18 protein-coding genes are annotated in these 17238 nt (G+C 43.8%); 8 read left to right on the forward strand and 10 right to left on the reverse strand.

All coding sequences use genetic code 11. The annotated features are described in order from the left end of the window. Nucleotides 1-5: 5 nt before the first annotated feature. Nucleotides 6-2417, forward strand: coding sequence for a response regulator (locus tag AAFP14_RS04540; protein WP_341731122.1), 2412 nt, complete (start codon nucleotides 6-8; stop codon nucleotides 2415-2417). A gap of 36 nt (nucleotides 2418-2453) precedes the next feature. Beyond that, entirely contained in the window at nucleotides 2454-3650 is a 1197-nt protein-coding gene (locus AAFP14_RS04545) for an FAD-dependent monooxygenase (protein ID WP_341731344.1), read from the forward strand. Between the two features lies 1 nt (nucleotide 3651). On the opposite strand, the gene AAFP14_RS04550 is transcribed toward AAFP14_RS04545, so the two are convergent. Genes AAFP14_RS04550 through AAFP14_RS04565 form a run of 4 tightly spaced genes read right to left on the reverse strand, consistent with a single transcriptional unit; the run spans nucleotide 3652 to nucleotide 6131 of the window. Beyond that, nucleotides 3652-4563, reverse strand: a complete 912-nt coding sequence (locus AAFP14_RS04550; RefSeq protein ID WP_341731123.1) for an RNA-guided endonuclease TnpB family protein — start codon at nucleotides 4561-4563, stop codon at nucleotides 3652-3654. Beyond that, complete coding sequence (locus AAFP14_RS04555) at nucleotides 4550-5092, reverse strand: hypothetical protein (protein ID WP_341731124.1); 543 nt, start codon at nucleotides 5090-5092, stop codon at nucleotides 4550-4552. Before AAFP14_RS04555 ends, AAFP14_RS04550 begins: the two co-directional genes overlap by 14 nt. Then, nucleotides 5089-5586: a DUF4365 domain-containing protein gene (locus AAFP14_RS04560; RefSeq protein WP_341731125.1), complete on the reverse strand. Its 498-nt coding sequence runs from the start codon at nucleotides 5584-5586 to the stop codon at nucleotides 5089-5091. Before AAFP14_RS04560 ends, AAFP14_RS04555 begins: the two co-directional genes overlap by 4 nt. Nucleotides 5587-5609: 23 nt before the next feature. Further along, on the reverse strand, nucleotides 5610-6131 hold the full coding sequence (locus AAFP14_RS04565; RefSeq protein WP_341731126.1) for a hypothetical protein: 522 nt from the start codon (nucleotides 6129-6131) through the stop codon (nucleotides 5610-5612). A gap of 775 nt (nucleotides 6132-6906) precedes the next feature. Between AAFP14_RS04565 and AAFP14_RS04570 the strand changes: the two genes are divergently transcribed. Both AAFP14_RS04570 and AAFP14_RS04575 read left to right on the forward strand, forming a co-directional pair. Beyond that, nucleotides 6907-9675, forward strand: coding sequence for a DUF3536 domain-containing protein (locus AAFP14_RS04570; RefSeq protein ID WP_341731127.1), 2769 nt, complete (start codon nucleotides 6907-6909; stop codon nucleotides 9673-9675). Between the two features lie 426 nt (nucleotides 9676-10101). Beyond that, nucleotides 10102-10335, forward strand: a complete 234-nt coding sequence (locus AAFP14_RS04575; protein ID WP_341731128.1) for a ferredoxin-thioredoxin reductase variable chain — start codon at nucleotides 10102-10104, stop codon at nucleotides 10333-10335. 79 nt (nucleotides 10336-10414) lie between these two features. On the opposite strand, the gene AAFP14_RS04580 is transcribed toward AAFP14_RS04575, so the two are convergent. The 4 genes from AAFP14_RS04580 to AAFP14_RS04595 all read right to left on the reverse strand — a co-directional run bounded on the left by AAFP14_RS04580 (nucleotide 10415) and on the right by AAFP14_RS04595 (nucleotide 13753). After that, nucleotides 10415-10648, reverse strand: coding sequence for a hypothetical protein (locus tag AAFP14_RS04580; RefSeq protein WP_341731129.1), 234 nt, complete (start codon nucleotides 10646-10648; stop codon nucleotides 10415-10417). A 96-nt stretch (nucleotides 10649-10744) separates the two neighbouring features. Continuing rightward, nucleotides 10745-11539, reverse strand: a complete 795-nt coding sequence (locus AAFP14_RS04585) for a YdcF family protein (RefSeq protein ID WP_341731130.1) — start codon at nucleotides 11537-11539, stop codon at nucleotides 10745-10747. Nucleotides 11540-11747: 208 nt separating this feature from the next. Next, on the reverse strand, nucleotides 11748-12071 hold the full coding sequence (locus tag AAFP14_RS04590) for a hypothetical protein (RefSeq protein WP_341731131.1): 324 nt from the start codon (nucleotides 12069-12071) through the stop codon (nucleotides 11748-11750). Between the two features lie 149 nt (nucleotides 12072-12220). Beyond that, nucleotides 12221-13753, reverse strand: coding sequence for a bifunctional aminoglycoside phosphotransferase/ATP-binding protein (locus tag AAFP14_RS04595; protein ID WP_341731132.1), 1533 nt, complete (start codon nucleotides 13751-13753; stop codon nucleotides 12221-12223). A 128-nt stretch (nucleotides 13754-13881) separates the two neighbouring features. Here AAFP14_RS04595 and AAFP14_RS04600 point away from each other — a divergent pair, with 128 nt between their 5' ends. Continuing rightward, nucleotides 13882-14895, forward strand: coding sequence for an adenosine kinase (locus AAFP14_RS04600; RefSeq protein ID WP_341731133.1), 1014 nt, complete (start codon nucleotides 13882-13884; stop codon nucleotides 14893-14895). On the opposite strand, the gene AAFP14_RS04605 is transcribed toward AAFP14_RS04600, so the two are convergent. After that, nucleotides 14892-15113, reverse strand: a complete 222-nt coding sequence (locus AAFP14_RS04605; protein ID WP_341731134.1) for a hypothetical protein — start codon at nucleotides 15111-15113, stop codon at nucleotides 14892-14894. The two genes, AAFP14_RS04600 and AAFP14_RS04605, sit on opposite strands and share 4 nt — an antisense overlap. Between AAFP14_RS04605 and AAFP14_RS04610 the strand changes: the two genes are divergently transcribed. From AAFP14_RS04610 to AAFP14_RS04620, 3 genes are all read left to right on the forward strand, one after another. Next, entirely contained in the window at nucleotides 15098-15751 is a 654-nt protein-coding gene (locus AAFP14_RS04610; protein ID WP_341731135.1) for a Uma2 family endonuclease, read from the forward strand. The two genes, AAFP14_RS04605 and AAFP14_RS04610, sit on opposite strands and share 16 nt — an antisense overlap. Nucleotides 15752-15846: 95 nt before the next feature. Next, nucleotides 15847-16011: a hypothetical protein gene (locus AAFP14_RS04615; protein WP_341731136.1), complete on the forward strand. Its 165-nt coding sequence runs from the start codon at nucleotides 15847-15849 to the stop codon at nucleotides 16009-16011. Nucleotides 16012-16067: 56 nt separating this feature from the next. Further along, entirely contained in the window at nucleotides 16068-16301 is a 234-nt protein-coding gene (locus AAFP14_RS04620; RefSeq protein WP_341731137.1) for a DUF433 domain-containing protein, read from the forward strand. Nucleotides 16302-16787: 486 nt separating this feature from the next. On the opposite strand, the gene AAFP14_RS04625 is transcribed toward AAFP14_RS04620, so the two are convergent. Continuing rightward, on the reverse strand, nucleotides 16788-17084 hold the full coding sequence (locus AAFP14_RS04625) for a hypothetical protein (protein WP_341731138.1): 297 nt from the start codon (nucleotides 17082-17084) through the stop codon (nucleotides 16788-16790). Nucleotides 17085-17238 lie beyond the last annotated feature (154 nt).

The raw sequence follows: 17238 nt of genomic DNA on the forward strand, positions 1-17238 counted from the left end.
TAGGCATGAATCATCAGACACCTCATTCTTTTAAAGGAAATATTTTAATTGTTGATGATATTTCCACGAATTTGCAACTTTTAGCTCAAATACTATCTGAGCAAGGATACAAAACACGCACTGCCCCTAATGGTCAACTAGCTCTACGTTCCATCGATTTAACTCCTCCTGATTTGATTTTGCTGGATATCATGATGCCTGCCATGGACGGCTATCAAGTTTGCCAAGCCTTGAAAGCTTCGCCAAAAACTAAAGACATTCCCGTTATCTTTATTAGTGCTTTAAATGAAGTTTTTGATAAAGTCAAAGCTTTTGAAGTCGGTGGAGTAGATTATATTACCAAACCATTTCACGATCAAGAGGTTTTGGTCCGGGTTTCCAATCAACTCATTCAACGTCGGTTATTTCAGAAAATTCAACAACAAAATCACAGCCTTGAATCAGAAATCCTGGAGAGAAAAGTTGCCCAAGAAGAAACCGATTTTTTGCTTAACACTACCTTTGCCATGGCGGAAACTCAGGATTTTGAAGAATCAATATCCGTCATGCTGCGGTTGTGTTGCGACTTCATTAATTGGGAATTAGCAGAAGCTTGGATACCCAGTCCTGATGGAAGTTATTTAAATTGCAGCCCAAACTCTTATGCCAAAAAACCAGATTTATTCGATTATATCAACCAAAGCTTGTTAATAAAATTTGCTCCCAACGTAGGACTACCAGGGAGAATTTGGTCTTCCAAGAAACCAGAGTGGCTAGAAGATATTTCTCTAGCGCCAGATGAAGTTTTTCTTCGCAATCAAATGGCGGAGAAAGCTGGTTTGAAAGCCTGTTTTGGGATACCAATTTTAGTTGAAAATAGGGTGATTGCGATTTTAAGCTTTTTCAATACAACAGCCATTTTGTGTCAAATCCGTATCATGGAATTGATGAAAGCTCTCGCAACTCAATTAGGTTCAATACTTCAGCGAAAGCTAGCAGAAGAAAGATTGAAACAGCAATTTCAAAAAGAGCAATTACTGAATCACTTAACTCAATCTATCCGCAGTTCTCTGAATTTAAATACTATTTTTGCTACCGCAGTCCGCGAGATTGCCTTTAGCCTAGGCGTAGATCGTGTTGCTATTGTTAAATATTTCCCGGATAGAAAGGTATGGATCAACGTATCAGAGTATTATGATTCTGGTGAGTTAGAGACAAGTTTAGGGCTAGAAACTTCCGATGAGAATAATGAAATCTCCGCTCGACTTAAACAGTCAGAAATTGTGAAAATTGATGACGTTAATACTTGTTCTGATGAAATTAAACAACGCTTAACTCAACTATCTCTTGGCGCATGGTTATTTGTACCCCTCAAGGTGGACTCACAAGTTTGGGGTAGTATCTGTGTGGTGAAAGAAAATCGATCGTACTACTGGCAAGCTTTTGAAGTAGAGTTACTGTGTGCAGTGGCTGACTCGGTAGCAATTGCGATTAAGCAAGCCCAAATTTATGAAGAAATTCAATCCTACGCGCAGCAACTTGAAGACACCTTAACGGAACTCAAAAATACTCAATCTCAGTTGGTACAAAAGGCAAAAATGGCTTCTTTAGGTCAGCTAGTGGCTGGGGTTGCTCACGAAATCAATAATCCCGTTAACTTTATCTACGGCAACATTACTGTAGCGATGGACTATGCGCGAGATTTGCTTGATATAGTTACATTGTACCGCAAAAATTATCCCCAACCAGCGACAGAAATTATGAAAATATTGGATCATATCGATCCCGATTTCATTGCTGATGATTATCCAAAATTGTTGAAGTCGATGAAAGAGGGTGCATCTCGGATTAGCAAGATTGTGTTGTCTTTACGAAACTTCTCCCGGCTGGATGAAAAAGAGTACAAGTTAGTGGATATTCATGAAGGTATTGATAATACTTTATTGATTTTGCAACACCTAATCAATGGTTCAAATAATGGTAAGGAAATTGAGATAATTAAAGAGTACAGTCCCTTGCCAAAATTCACTTGTTATGCGTCGCAGTTAAATCAGGTATTTATGAACCTGATAGCTAATGCTATTGATGCTCTGGAAACTAAATCCTCACGGCGCAGAATTACCATCAGTACAAAAATGGATAGTTGGCCATCAAATTCACCCATTTTTCATGGCATTGTGATTAGGATTGCTGATAACGGTCAGGGAATGAATGAAGAAGTACGTTCTAAAATATTTGACCCGTTTTTTACGACAAAACCTGTGGGAAGTGGTATAGGTTTAGGGTTATCTATTTGTCACAATATTGTAGTGGAAAAACATCGAGGTCAAATTAGTTGTATTTCTGCGCCTGGTGAGGGGACAGAGTTTATTGTGCAGATTCCGATCGATGTTAGTACCTCTCGTTCAAATTGTGTTTCTGCGATGACTAAGGTATAGTGGGAAGAAATTAACAAATAATCAGAAATGCCAGTGATGCAAGTTGTAATTGTGGGAGCGGGACCAACTGGTGCGGCACTTGCTTTGCTGCTGGTGAAACGAGGGATTGGTGTGAAGTTGGTTGAGGCGGCAAAAGATTGCTACCGAGTGTTTCGTGGTGAAGGATTGATGCCGAGTGGATTGGATGCGATCGCCCAAATGGGCCTATCTTCCATGCTCCAAAGTGTACCACACCGCAAAATAGATGGTTGGGAGTTTATTGTAGGCGATCGACAATTGTTTCGAGTTGATGAGCCCATGGGTTCAAATCAACCTTGTACCCTAGTTTCTCAGCCGCCTTTGCTGGAAGCACTAATTGCCGCAGCTCAATTACATCCAGAGTTTGAATTGATCCAAGGTGTTCCGGTAAAAGATTTAATTTACAGCAGCGATCGCATTTCTGGTGTCAAATTAGCAGATGGGCGAGAGATACCTGCGGCGCTTGTCATTGGTACTGACGGTAGAAACTCAGTGGTACGACAACGGGCTGGATTGGAGTTGGTGAAACAGCAGAAGAGTATTGATGTGCTGTGGTTTAAACTGCCTGCTCATCCTCGGTTTGTGGCGGATAATGTCTTTTATTCTATTCTAAATGATGGTAGTGCATTCAGTGTTTTTCACGGCGCAGAAGATGGCAAACTGCATCTGGCTTGGGTGTTATCAGCCGAGGACAAAACCGATCGCAAACACACAGATTGGGCGGAAACTTTCGCATCACGATCGCCTTTATGGATGGCAGAGCATTTCCGTAACTGTAAACATACCATAGAATCTCCCCTGCGACTATCTGTAGTAGTTGGTTGTTGTCCGCGCTGGTATCAGCCAGGAATCCTACTTTTGGGGGATGCCGCCCACCCCATGTCTCCGGTGCGCGCCCAAGGAATTAATATGGCTTTTCGTGATGTAATTGTGGCTGCAAATCACCTTGTACCTTTGTTGAAAGCAGGGGCTAATGATGAGGATATTGATTTAGCATTATCGCAGATTCAGGCCGAACGGGAACCAGAAATTAGGCGCGCCCAACAACTGCAAGCACAAGAAGCATGGAAAGGCGAACAATTGCGAAATAATCGATTTGTGCGTTTATTGATGATGCAATTGGCTCCGTTTTTGGGTGAAAGAATTAAACACTTTTGGGTGAAAGGACAGTATGAGTTGCGCCAAGGAGTAACAGAGGTAAAATTGGTTGTGTGAACTACTCACCGCTAACCTGGAGTACCACGCACAACGCGGGAGCTTCTGTAATCACAGGCGAGTGCCTCAAGACAGACTTCCGTCCCCATGAAGGTCTTACCTCCCCTCCTACAGCAGAAACGGCTGAACCATCCGTCTTTAGCATTCTGAGTCCTTCTGCTCTAATATTTGTGGCGGCGTTTCCATCCCTGTCGTGACGAGTGCCACAGTGATGACAAGTCCATTCCCTCACATCTAAAGGCATTTCACTTGCCTGACAAAAACAATTAGAACAGAGTTTAGAGCTGGGAAACCATCGATCTATCTCAACTAATTTCGCGCCTTTTCGTTCTAACTTATAGGCGAGAAAGTTAGTAAAAGTTCCCCATGCACAATCAGATATTGCTTTGGCTAACTTGTGATTGCGAACCATGCCTTTGACATGAAGATTTTCTATTATGACAACTTGGCTATCGCTGACCAACTTATGACTAAGTTTGTGTAGAAAATCTTGCCGAGAATTGCTAATTCGTTCGTACACTTTAGCAACAACTTTTCTATACTTTTGTCTTGACTTACTTCCTTTTTGTTTGTGTGCTAATTTTTTTTGTTTGCGTTTGAGATTCTTTTCATGCTTGGCCAGGTGTCTGGGATTATCATACTTAGAGACCTTTTTGCCATCGGCGACAACTGCGAAGTGCTTTATTCCCAAGTCAATACCATAGATATTGCCTTCTGAAACAGTAGTAGGATTTTCCCCTTCTCTTTCAATCAGGATAAATGCCAGGTATTTTCCTGATGGTGTTTTGCTAACGGTAACAGTCTTGATTTTCCCCTCTACTGCTCTGTGTATTTTGCTAGAGAGCTCGCTTTGTGTTTGGAAGGCATTTAAGACAGATATTCGACAAAATCTGTTAGTTTTACCACAATTCATCGATGGTTAAGTTGTGGGGATTTTTCAGGATAAAGGTGTTGTTGTCTTTGATTAAGTCGCCGCTACATAAAATAGGTAAGCGTTCTTGATAGGCTTTAATAGCCAGAATATAATCTTTGTCTCCGAGTGAGGTTTCAATTTTTCGCAATTTGTCAGCAACAACACCTAAGAGAGTAATCTCACCACTTAATTTGTGGGAATTTGGGGTATGTATTTGCATAACAATTCCCTGGATAATTGTGTTGGGAATGCTGCTAAGTAATTCACTTAAGATTTCAACTTGGGGGCGATTCTCGGCATTTTCTAGGGTTTGGATTGCCTCGCGGATGCGGGCTGCGTAATCTCCTAGATTTTGCCGATTAGGTAGCAATATTTCTAATTCTTCTCCGTCGGCTATTGGCTTATGCCAAAGTGTGGCATTGTCTAAGAAAGGTTGGTCTTCATGCCAGCCGTGAGTTTGTAAGTAAGTTCTCAGTTTATTTAAGTCTATTGTTTCGAGGGTTTGGCTATCTTTTACGGTGACTTTCATGGTTGAACTCCTTGGCTAATTCCCTCCATAATTGACGGGCGGGCGGTGACTGTAAATTGGTTGGTTCTGGGGATGGTGGCGGTGACAGCGGTTGTGTTTTGTGTTTTTGGCTTTCCTCGCAGCGAACTCCAATATCCGCAGTTTCGGATGCAGAGTTCTGTTTCGGACTGGGTTAACCAGTCTTCTAGTTTTTCGGGGATTAAAACGACAACTAAAATTCTGGGAATGGCGAAGTTATCCATTCTTAAGTCATCGTAGTTTTTGAGTTTGAGGGGGTAGCGGATGGAGTTATCGTCTTGGATATCTCTTGATGTAGATTTTAACTGCAATTCTAAGCGGGGTGCTCTGATGGGGCCTTTCCCGCCTTTAGCAGCTATTCCCCAGTCTACGCTGTCATCGTCTACGGATGGTTTGTAGAGGGAATAGCCTGCAACCGTGGTGACGGCTTGCAGGTAGATGTTGCTGAATTGTTCTTTTTGTTGGTTGATGTCCATTAATCCTCTTCCTATTTTGTAGTTTACTTGACCAAGAAGGAGGATAAAATTACGTCACTAGCTGACAAAATGGCAGCGCCTATGAGTGTCCAGATAGCCCCTTTAAACAAATCTGATGTTTTGTCTCTATTTTTCGCCAATTCCTTAATTGATTGATTCCTGTTTTCTATAATTGAGAGTCTATAGTCTTCCTCTGATATGTCAAGGCATTTTTCGAGCAATTCTTCTGGCAAAATTATTTGACCTCCTGTTTGCGGCTTAAATCCCAAGAAACAATAAATCAAAGAAATTATTAAAGCAACGTAACTTAAGGATTTTAATAATAAACAAAAATTACACTCCAAGGAAATATCAAAAGCCTCAATAGTTACTTCAAGCGAACGATCGGGCAAGCCTGAGAAAAAACGAATTAGAACTGCATCAAATCCCAGCACTACACCTAGTTTTGTATTAAGCCTATTGCTACTCAGATCTAAATCTTTTAATGCCTGCTCCGCGTATTGGTAAATTAGCGTTATATTGGGATTACATTCGTTATTACTCAAACAAACCTCCATGTCTAATAATTCAGCAGATAAGCAAGAGTCTAATACTTCTCAAAAAAAAGAAGAACCTTCAAAACCTCCACAACCTCCAAAACGTGAACCAATCAAGTTTGAAAAGACGGTACATCTGAGAAATGATGGTGCGGGTTCCTGATATTTCTAGCTAAGTTCTCTAAATCCTTCACCCGAATCTCACCTTAGAGCACCTTGGGCAGTCAAATATCATGGGTTACAGCTTTTCTGGAAAGTACCTTTGCAGCAAATCTGCCCCCGATCGCCCAATTGGCACCACTCCTACAGGAATTACCCAACTGGCAAATAGAGAATGGTGCAAAACTCGGCCCAAACCCTGATTATATCAATCGATCGGGCGTTAAACCGATCTCCACAGCCGCCAAAGTCTATAGCCCAAACATTAAATTTTTACGGCGGAAACTTGCTATTTAATGAATTACACTTTACGATCCAGCCATGTAAATAAAAACTCAATCAACAACCCTGCAAACACTAACCTGAAATGGGTTGCAAGTGCCAGAAAGCAGGAACAGCACATTTTTTAACTAACTCAACAACAAAGCATTTACGGCAAAACTCAGGGATTGACGCTCGGCATCTCGGAACGAATGCTTTTCCCACACTACTACAGATGTATCAAAATTTGTTTACCAAAAATTAGCCCCGACAGATACCTGACGCTCAAAGGGGCGCTGTTAAAAGTTTCTGCAATTAATTTTGCGGTTTTTGTTGTCTTTAAACTACTTGAGGATTCGATCGAATGGTTTCCATTTCTCAGACTAAATCCGCTGCGCTGAGTTTCTCGGACACACGGGAAACAACGGCGGGAACCCAAAACATGGTGGCTACAGCCACAGGAGTATGCGTGACGGTTCACGGTCACTTCTACCAGCCACCACGGGAAAACCCTTACCTAGATGCGATCGAACGCCAAGCCAGCGCCCATCCCTTCCACGACTGGAACGAACGCATCGACAAAGAGTGCTACCGCCCCAACGCCTTTGCGCGCATCCTCAACGATCGCGGCGAAGTCGCGGGGATCGTCAATAACTACGAATATCTCAGCTTCAACATCGGACCGACCCTGATGAGTTGGCTGGAACGCTACGACGAGGAAGTATATCAGCGGATTCTGGAAGCCGATCGCAAAAGTTGTCAAAGACTCAATGGTCATGGTAACGCGATCGCCCAAGTATACAATCACATCATCATGCCGCTGGCCAACGAGCGAGACAAACAAACCCAAATTCGCTGGGGGATCGCAGATTTCCGTTCCCGCTTCCATCGCGATCCCGAAGGAATGTGGCTGGCAGAAACCGCGGTAGACTACGCCACCCTAGAAGTTTTGGTAGCTGAGGGCATTCGCTTCATCGTCCTCGCCCCCTCCCAAGCCGAACGCTGCCGCCAACTTCCAGGCCATGACAATAGCGATCCCCAATGGCGCGAAGTCGGGGGAGGTCAAATCGATCCGACTCGCCCCTACCGCTGCTACTTGAAACCAGAACTGCGGCTGGCAGTTTCCCACCAACTCTCCCCCCTTAGCAGTCACAATTTTAGTCGCGCCAACGGACACAATTCCGAACCCACAACTAATACTCCCTACATCGATATCTTTTTCTACGATGGCCCGATTTCGCGAGATATGGGCTTTAATGATGTTCTCAGCAGCAGCCAGCACTTAGTCGGGCGCTTGGGTCAAGCCGTGCGGGGGGACCACCGACAATCCCAATTAATCTCCGTCGCCACCGACGGCGAAACCTTCGGACACCACAAAAATAGTACCGAAAAATGCCTCGCCTACGCTTTCACAGAAGAGTTTCCCCGCCGTGGCTGGACGGTGACGAATTTTGCTCACTATTTAAGCCAAAATCCTAGCGATTGGGAAGTGGAACTCAAACCAGTGACAGCTTGGAGTTGTTCTCATGGGGTCGATCGCTGGCAAGATGATTGTGGCTGCGGTGGTGGTGGCGGATGGCACCTCAAATGGCGCCGACCTTTGCGAGATACTCTAAATTGGCTGCGCGATCGACTCATACCAATTTATGAAGAAGCGGGGCGCAAGTTGTTTAGCGATCCCTGGGCGGCGCGAGATGAATATATTGATGTTATGGGCGATCGATCGACCGCCAACATTGACCAATTCTTCTCCAAACATCAAGTTCGCCCCCTAGAGGCCGCCGAACAAGTAGATGCCCTGCGACTGCTGGAAATGCAGCGCCACGCCCTGTTAATGTTCACTAGCTGCGGCTGGTTTTTTGAAGAAATATCCCGGCCCGAAGGGGTGCAGATTTTGCGCTACGCAGCCCGTGCGCTGGAATTAGCTGGGGAAGTGACTGGTGTCCAGTTAGAAAAGGATTTTGTCGATCGACTTAACCTAGTACCAAGTAATGTGGAATGCTTCAGAACAGGTGCAGAAGTCTATCGCCAACTTGTCACCACCGCCCAAGTCAGTCTCAAGCAAGTTGCAGCCCACTACGCCATCAGTTCCCTGTTTGCCAAATATCCCCGCGAACAACGAGTTTACTGCTATCTGGCCCAGCAGCTAGATTTCCAAATTCAGCGCATGGGCTCCATGACTCTGGCCGTAGGTCAACTGGAATTAACCTCAGAAATTACACGGGAAACCGAAGTGTTTGTATTTGCCGCCTTCTACCTTGGCGGCTGGGACTTCCACTGCTGCATTCAGCCTTTCGGTAGCCGCCGGTCTTACACCATGCTTAAAGAACGGCTGTTTGCGGTTTTGCAAGAAGCTTCCGCAGCCCACGCCATTCTCGAAATGGTTCGCCTGTTCGGGGATCAATCCTTTAGCCTACGGAATTTGTTCGCTGAGGAACGTCATCGGATTGTCCGGCTGCTGAGTCAGGAAAATTTGACCAGGTTAGATCAGCTTTACACTCAGGTTTACCGGGAAAATTACGGGGTGATGATGGCCTTCCACCGCGACGAGTTGATCGTCCCTATGGAGTTGCAGGTGGCCGCGGAAGTGGCCTTGGGACACCGCTGTTTGACGGCGGCCAAGGCCCTGGAACAGGAAACGGCTGACGGGGATTCCCTGCTGGCGGAAATCGAAGCAATTTCGACAGAAGCTAGCCACCTCCGCTGTCGGCTGAAGGTTCCTGAAGTCAGGCACATTTTGGAAAAGTTGATTTACCGGTCTCTGAAGGCGCTGCTGCAAGAGGGTTCTGATGTGACGCTGCTGTCTCCTGCCGAGTTAGAACTTGATATTCGCACCATTGAGCGTTTGATTGCTGTTGGGAATCGCCTGGAGTTGGGTTTGTGTTTGGATAGATCCCAGGAACTGTATTTTGATTCCATGTACAGTCAAATTGTGCCTCTGTGTTTGGGCTGGTTGCAACGACAAGCAGCTCCGACGACTGAAAGTGCGATCGACCTTATCGAATTGGAGCTCGTTGACTCAGAGAGTGGCTGGGAGTTGCCTGTGATTCGACAGTTGCTGGAGTTGGGTCAAACCCTCGCTGTTGATGTTGAGTGTTGGTTGCAGCAGTTAGGGCGATCGTTATCCGATTAACCCCCACATCCTGTAGGGGCGGGTTTCACCAACAATATATAAGAAGAATCAACCATCTCAATCAACCCGCCCGCCCCCAACTAGCCGTTGATGTTGAGTGTTGGTTGCAACAGTTAGGGCGATCGTTATCCGATTAACCCCCACATCCTGTAGGGGCGGGTTTCACCAACAATATATAAGAAGAATCAACCATCTCAATCAACCCGCCCGCCCCCAACGGTAAATTCAAATGTACCTCTTTCAAGATACAAGGGGCGGGTTCACCGAAATAATTGCCTAAAACCCACAATCTCGTAAACCCGCCCCCACCCAACTTTAAATTTTAGTTCAGCTTCTGTGAGAAGATGAATAAACAGTTTGCAAAGCATACAAGTTTTAAGTAAGCTTTGCAAAGTTGTGAAGAAAGAACACTAAATTTTATAACCTATGAAAGTTGGCGATCGCGTTTGCATTAAAAACTCTGTTGTTGTCTACCACCATCCTCAAAATCGCAATCAACCATTTGATGTCAAGGATATGGAAGGAGAAGTAGTAGACATCGTTAAAGAATGGCACGGTAGACCTGTCAGTGCCAATTTGCCGATTTTAGTACAGTTTGACAAAAAATTCAAAGCTCATCTCAGAGAAGATGAAGTTGAATTAATATCTTCTGAAGTTTAAGTCGATCAAAAAACCAGAAAACCGAAGCGGCAAATCACACTGCTTCGGTTTTTTTTATGAATTTCCCCTGGTTAAACTCTTACTTTTTCTGCCTACCCCGACAAAACCACCCAAAAATATTCAAATCTCCTTGCATTTTCTGCAATTCCTGTTGATGCTTTTTGGCTGTAGCATAGTACCACTGACAGTGAAGATTCAGTTCTTGACGATACTTAACTTCTTCGTAAAACTCGCGGACAATTTGGTTTCTTTGGAAAATTTCGGCCGTGGGAGTCGGTTCTGGGACAATGCTTTGCAACTCGTGGGGCAACATAATTGTTTGGGGCGACTATGCCAGATATTAGCTTTAATTACTTTAAGCTAACATAGTTTTGAATTTTCCATCCCAAATCTCCCATCTCCAATTCCCTTACAGCCATCCCAGCAGGCGATATACCATTAAGCCGATATATTCTTTCAAAGCTGTGGTTGACTGGTGTAACTGATAGGTATCCGGTAGACAATTTAGTATCACTGCTTGCCAATTGCTTTGAGAAGCTGCCATATCCTGTTGGGTGATCTGAAAATCTGTGGGCGCGGCAATTACTTTTATTCCCTGACGCTGGAAAATTAAGAGCGATCGAGTCATGTGCATTGCGGAGGTGACTAACAAAACCGGCCCTTTGATATTTTTAGCATCCAGGATTTTTCGGACATTTACTGCATTTTGATAGGTATTTTGTGAATCTGGTTCCTGGAGAATTGCTGATGCAGGTACGCCGTTGGTTTGGGCGATTTCTGCCATATCTGCCGATTCGGGAGCTCCGCCACCTTTCCACTGTACTCTACCGCCACTGAGAATTAACAGAGGGGCTTTTCCTTGACGATAAAGTCGGGAAGCGTAAATAATGCGATCGCCAGCTTCGCCCAATTCCACCCAAGGCCGTGGCGGTAAAGCAGCTTTCACACCACCACCCAAGACAATGATAGCATCAGCTTGGGGCAATTCTGTTGTTGGTAAATTTTGCCATTCGAGGGATTTAACTAGAGACTTGGAAACCCAACCGCTACTTCCCAAGAGTAAAATAATTACAGCCACAGCCATTGGCAAAGCCGACCATTTCCGACGCTGCAAAACCATGATTAAAGCCGCCAGCATTAACAAGCAACTCAACCCCAAAGGATAGATAAACAGTGGTAGTAGCTTTGACAGAAATACAAACATTCGACTTCTCCAATCATGCTTGTGGAACAGGCCATCCACCCTGTTCAAGACCACCTTTTTGAGGGATGTCTATCAGTGTCACCACAATTATTAAGGTGTTCTACTATCGACAAACCATGAATAATTCATTCATCCTCAAATTAGTAGAACACCCTAAAAATCGATAGTTCTGTGCCACTTAGCATCAGTCCTAGACTTGTACTAAAAATCAAAACTTATCCTCTGGTGCTGACAACCAGCCCAGTAATGTAGAAGCTTGACGGCTAGACCCTTTACCGTATTTGCCACCGGTTTCTACTACTTCTTTATTCAGGATTGCATCAGAGGGTTTGTCCTTGGGACGTTTATTGGGGTTGAGTACCAGTTCATTATGCCACCAAGCTACCAACAAACCCACTGCTCCACCTCCCACCAGGCCGAAGATAATACTTATGGCCAAAGTAGAGCCTATTAAGCGAAAGCCAACAGTAAATAACACAAACCAAATCAATGCGGGGTTAAACCCCTTGGAATCTCTAGTAAATTTTGGCATCGGCTTGCAAGTCCTTTTTCTAATATAACGGAAAGATATTCACCAGATTAGCATCAAATTAAAATCAATGGGTTCTCTTAGACTTCCGCAAAAACGCCATATTTGAACAGACATCCTGCTGGTTCCACAATAATTATTGGAGATGTCTATTATAGCTCAAAGTCTGACATTGTATCTACATTTTTTACATAACTTTGCTCAAATTCTGTGAATGGTTCAAAGGCTGTTTGCTGGGCATTCAATAGTTCTACTGTGGCATCAGTAATATCGCCCTTGCGCCGTTGCAGACGTTCTCGCAATACTTCTATTGGCGCAGTGCAGTAAAGGATTTCCAGTGGCAAATTGTGAGATTGAGCCAGAGCGATCGCATCTGTTCTCCAGGAAGCGCGATCGAACTTGGCATCCAAAATCACTTTCCAACCTCTGTCTGCCAACATTACCCCCAACTCTAACAATCTACCATAGGTCTTGGCAGTCATTTCATCCGAGTACAAATCTTGCCCGCCTCGCTCATGTAAAGGAATTCCACCTAAATGTTTGCGAACAGCATCGGAACGAAGGTGAATTGCACCGGTGTGACGAGCCAAATATCGACCCACTGTACTCTTACCAGCACCGGATAAACCTGACATTAAAGTTAACTTTCCTGGACGCGGTTTTGTATATTCCCAAGCTAATGTATAGTAATGAGCTGCTGTTTGTGAAATCTGCGTTTTGTCAGCAGTTGAAATACTAGCATCATCCAACATCAATGAAGTTACTTTGGCTCTCACATAAGCTTGACGACTTAAGTATAGTGGCAGCACTTGCAGTCCTTCCCAATCCCCTGTTTCTTCAATATAAGTATTGAGAAAAGCATTGCCTAATTCTCGGCGGTCCCGCGATTCCAAATCCATCACGGTGAAGGCAATATCGTACATCACATCCACAAACCGAAAAGGCTCGTTAAATTCAATGCAATCAAATACCAATATTTTATTTTGCCACAAGGCGATGTTTCGCAAGTGCAAATCTCCGTGGCATTCGCGAATTTTATGGCTGGCTATGCGGCGGTTAAATAACTCTTGATTTTCGGCAAAAAATGAGTCTGTATAATTTTGGGTTTCCTGATATTGTGCTTGAGTCTGCGGCCCACCGATATATTTTTGCGAAATCAGGTAATTATTATCTATTGCCTTGCGAATTTGGTTGACTTCGCCAAATTTGCTGATATACTTATTGGTAAGTGTAGTGCCGTGAAATTTGGCAACTTCCCGCCCTAAGTCTGCCATCAGTTCTTCCGTCAACTCTCCCCGTTCCAATAAACTCAGAAACAGTGAAGTTTGGGGAAATTCACGCATTTTCAAGACGTATTCCACAGGAATTTCAGCCGAATTAGTCGCTCCTGCATCCTTGGCAAATTGAAAGCGATCGCCTATTTGGACAATCGGCAAAACTTCCAGGTAAATTTCCGCTGCTGTTCGCTGATTCATTTGCAATTCTTGCTGGCAAAAATGCTTTCTTTTCTCTAATGTTGAATAATCCAAAAAGCCAAAATTGACTGGTTTTTTGATTTTGTAAACATATTCTCCGGTCAGGAAGACAAAGGAAATGTGAGTCTGAATTAACTGCACCGGTTCTGTGACTGTGTGGGGATAAAATCCTGGTTGTAACATTTGCTGAATCAAAGGGGGGAAAGTCATATTGATTTGGGATTTTAGAGGGGAATTTGAGAAAGATTTTGGATTTTGATTCAAGTTAAAGAAAATCTATGTTGACTTGAAGCCGATTTATTATAAAGTTGATAATTAGTGTCAACCAAAATTTAGCGATGACTGAAAACAATCAAGATTTGGGTTCCGTGGATGTGTTCGGCGTGGGCAATGCCCTCGTAGACATCTTAGCATTAGTGGAAGATGATTTTGTCCTCAAACACGGACTGAATCGTGGCGGGATGACGCTGATGGATTCGGAAATCCAGGGGGGGATTTTGCACGATTTGGAACACACTTCGCTGCAAATGCGATCGGGGGGTTCTGCCGCGAATACGATGATTGGTGTGGCTCAGAGCGGTGGTAAAGGCTATTATTCAGGGAAGGTTGCTAAGGATACTAATGGCGAATTTTATCGGCAAGATTTGCTGGAGGCGGGGATTGATTTTAACGTCCATCCTGCTGAGTCTAACGGACCTACTGGTACTTGTGTGGTGCTGACTACTCCTGATGCGGAACGCACTTTGTGTACTAATTTGGGGGTTTCTACTACTCTGGCGGCGACGGATATTGATGTCGATCGCCTATCTCATTGCAAGTATAGTTATGTTGAGGGCTATCTGTGGGATGCTCCCGATCCGCGAAAGGCTAGTATTGAAACGATGGAACAGTCTAAGCGCCTGGGCGTGAAGGTGGCTTTTACTTTTTCTGATGGCTTTTTGGTCGATCGATTTGCGGATGATTTTCACAAGTTGGTTTCGGAATATTGCGATGTCATCTTTTGCAATGCTGATGAAGTTCGCAGCTTTTTTAAGGAGGAATCTTTGGAGGAGTGTGCTCGGAAAATGAGCGAAATTTCGGACTTGGCTTTTATTACTAATGGGGATAAGGGCTGCGTTGTTGTGGAAAATAAACAGATTGTTGATGTGGCTGGATTTCCGGTAAAGGCGATCGATACTGTGGGTGCTGGCGATGCTTTTGCTGGCGGTGTTTTGTTTGGGATTACTAATGGTTTGAACTCTGTACAAGCCGCTCGTTGGGGCAATTTTTTAGCTTCTCTGGTGGTGCAGGTTTATGGGCCTCGTCTTGAGGGTTCTCAGGCTCATCTTTTGAGTCAGGTAATTTCTAATTAGGAATTGAAAAGGGCGATCGCACTTTTTGTCATCAAGGGCGATCGCGCTTTTTGGAATCGATCCATGGCACTGGCTTTTTGGCCCGTGCCACAGTGGATAGGAGTCACTTCCCAAGCACAGGCTATTTTGCCAGTACCACAGTGGCAGCACAGGAAAAAAGGATATGTTAAAATCAATAAAATCCTAACTAATTGTAGCTCAAATGGTAACAACCACATTGACTCCTCCTCTACAAAGTAGCGAGGAAAAATTAATTACCTTGACAGGCATTAAATGGCAAACATTTAAAGCGATAATGTCCGATGTCGGCGATGGTAGAGCGTGGAGAATTGCTTATGCTGAAGGAGTCTTAGAAATCAGAATGCCACTAACTGAACATGAAGAACCAGTAGGAATGATAGAACACTTTGTTGGTGTTATAGTAGATGAAATGGAAATTGAAATGAGACAGCTCGGTGCATTGACTTTAGAACGGGAAGATTTAACTCGTGCTATTGAACCGGATACTTGTTTTTACATTCAAAATGAATCGGTAGTCAGAGGTAAAAGCATCAATTTACCCGCAGATCCGCCACCGGATTTAGTGGTAGAATCAGACTACACGAGTTCTTCTTTGAATAAGTTCTCAATTTATGCCGCTCTGGGGGTTCCTGAAATCTGGAGATATCGCAATCAATCTCTTGTAGTGTATCAATTGGTTGAGGGAAGTTATCAGGAGAGGGAGAATAGTTTGGCTTTTGGGTTTTTGCCGATCGCCGAAATTCCAGCTTTTATTGAGCAAAGTAAAACCATCGGGCAAAGGGCGGCGGTACGTTTGTTTCGGGAAAAAGTTAGGGAATTTTTGAACCGTAGATGAATACAGCGATTGTGGATGAATTCATGGGTCAAAATCCAGGAGCGAGTGCTTGTCACTCAGGTCGGATAAAGTTTTACTCAATTATAACAAATTAGATGTTGTTTGTCTATTTAGATTTTAAGGGCGATTCCCTACGGGATAGCTCCGCTTCACGCACTTTTTGTCGTAAGGGCGATCGTACTTTTTTTGAACCGCAGATGAACGGGGATGAATTAAGGGCGATCGCTATTATTCAAAATCCCAAACGATCGAGCTTGTAAAAATATCTATTTGGGCTATAATAGTAGTATTTTTGAATCATACCTACTCAAAAATTATGGTAACAACAGTAAGCGTAGAACACATTGAAATGACACCGGGAGTAAGAGGCGGGAAACCCCGGATTGCTGGGACGAGAATCGCCGTACAAGACGTGATGGTGATGCACCTAAAAATGGGTTATTCTCTTTTAGAAATTGCCACTAAGTACGATCTGCTTGTAGCCGCAGTTTATGACGCTATGGCTTATTATTACGATCGTCGCCAAGTAATTGACAGAGAAATGGCATAAGATGATGCTTTTGTGGATGAATTTATGCGTCAAAATCCAGGTAGGTTACAAGCAAAAATAAAGGAATTAAAAGGTGAGTCTGCGAATTAGGTTTCATTTAGATGAGCATATCGATCGTGACATTGCTAGGGCGTTACGTCTCTATGGCATTGATGTGACGACAACGGTTGAAGCAGGATTAAGGACTAAGATGGATGAGCAGCAGTGGTTGTTTATTTAACAACAGCAGCGAGTGCTTGTCACTCAGGATCGAGACTTTCTAGTTATGGCTGGTATGAGTAAGGATCATCCGGGTGTGGCTTATTTTAAACAAGGCAGTCGTTCGATCTGACAAGTAATAGAAATGTTGATTTTGCTATAGGAAATTTACACACCTGAAGATATGGTCGGAATGGTAGAGTATTTATGAGGATGAAGGGCGATCGCACTTTTTGTCATCAAGGGCGATCGCATTTTTTAGCAACCACAGACGAGCGCTGGTTTATGTCAATTTTGCAGAATGTATTGACTGATAATATTTTTGAGTTCTTGAGGAGCTTCTTTGGCAATCGCCGCTCCTAAATCTGGACGCACAACCCACCACCAAACCAGTTGTTCTAGACCATCGGAAGAATCTTCATTGGGACACCATTCGATCGTACTTTCATTAACACCAATAATGTTAGCACAAAGGTCATTAGCAATGCTAACGCGATCGTCTAGTTTTTCAAACTGTACGATGTCTTGCCAGCTAATTTCATTGGGAATAGAATTGAGAATTGATTGGATATCTAGAGTCAGCATTAAACTGTTCCTCCGAAAGCTATAATAACTCTAATGCCAAAGTCTTGTTGTTCTGCAAAAGATTGAGTGCTCAGCCATCCTCTCACGGTTAGAGCGATCGTACCAAATATGTAGGGGCAATCCTCCCTCGTTTCCACAGCCAGGGCGGGCACGG

Origin of the sequence: Microcoleus sp. EPA2, from assembly GCA_020882975.1 — a bacterium.
Lineage (GTDB): Bacteria > Cyanobacteriota > Cyanobacteriia > Cyanobacteriales > Microcoleaceae > Microcoleus.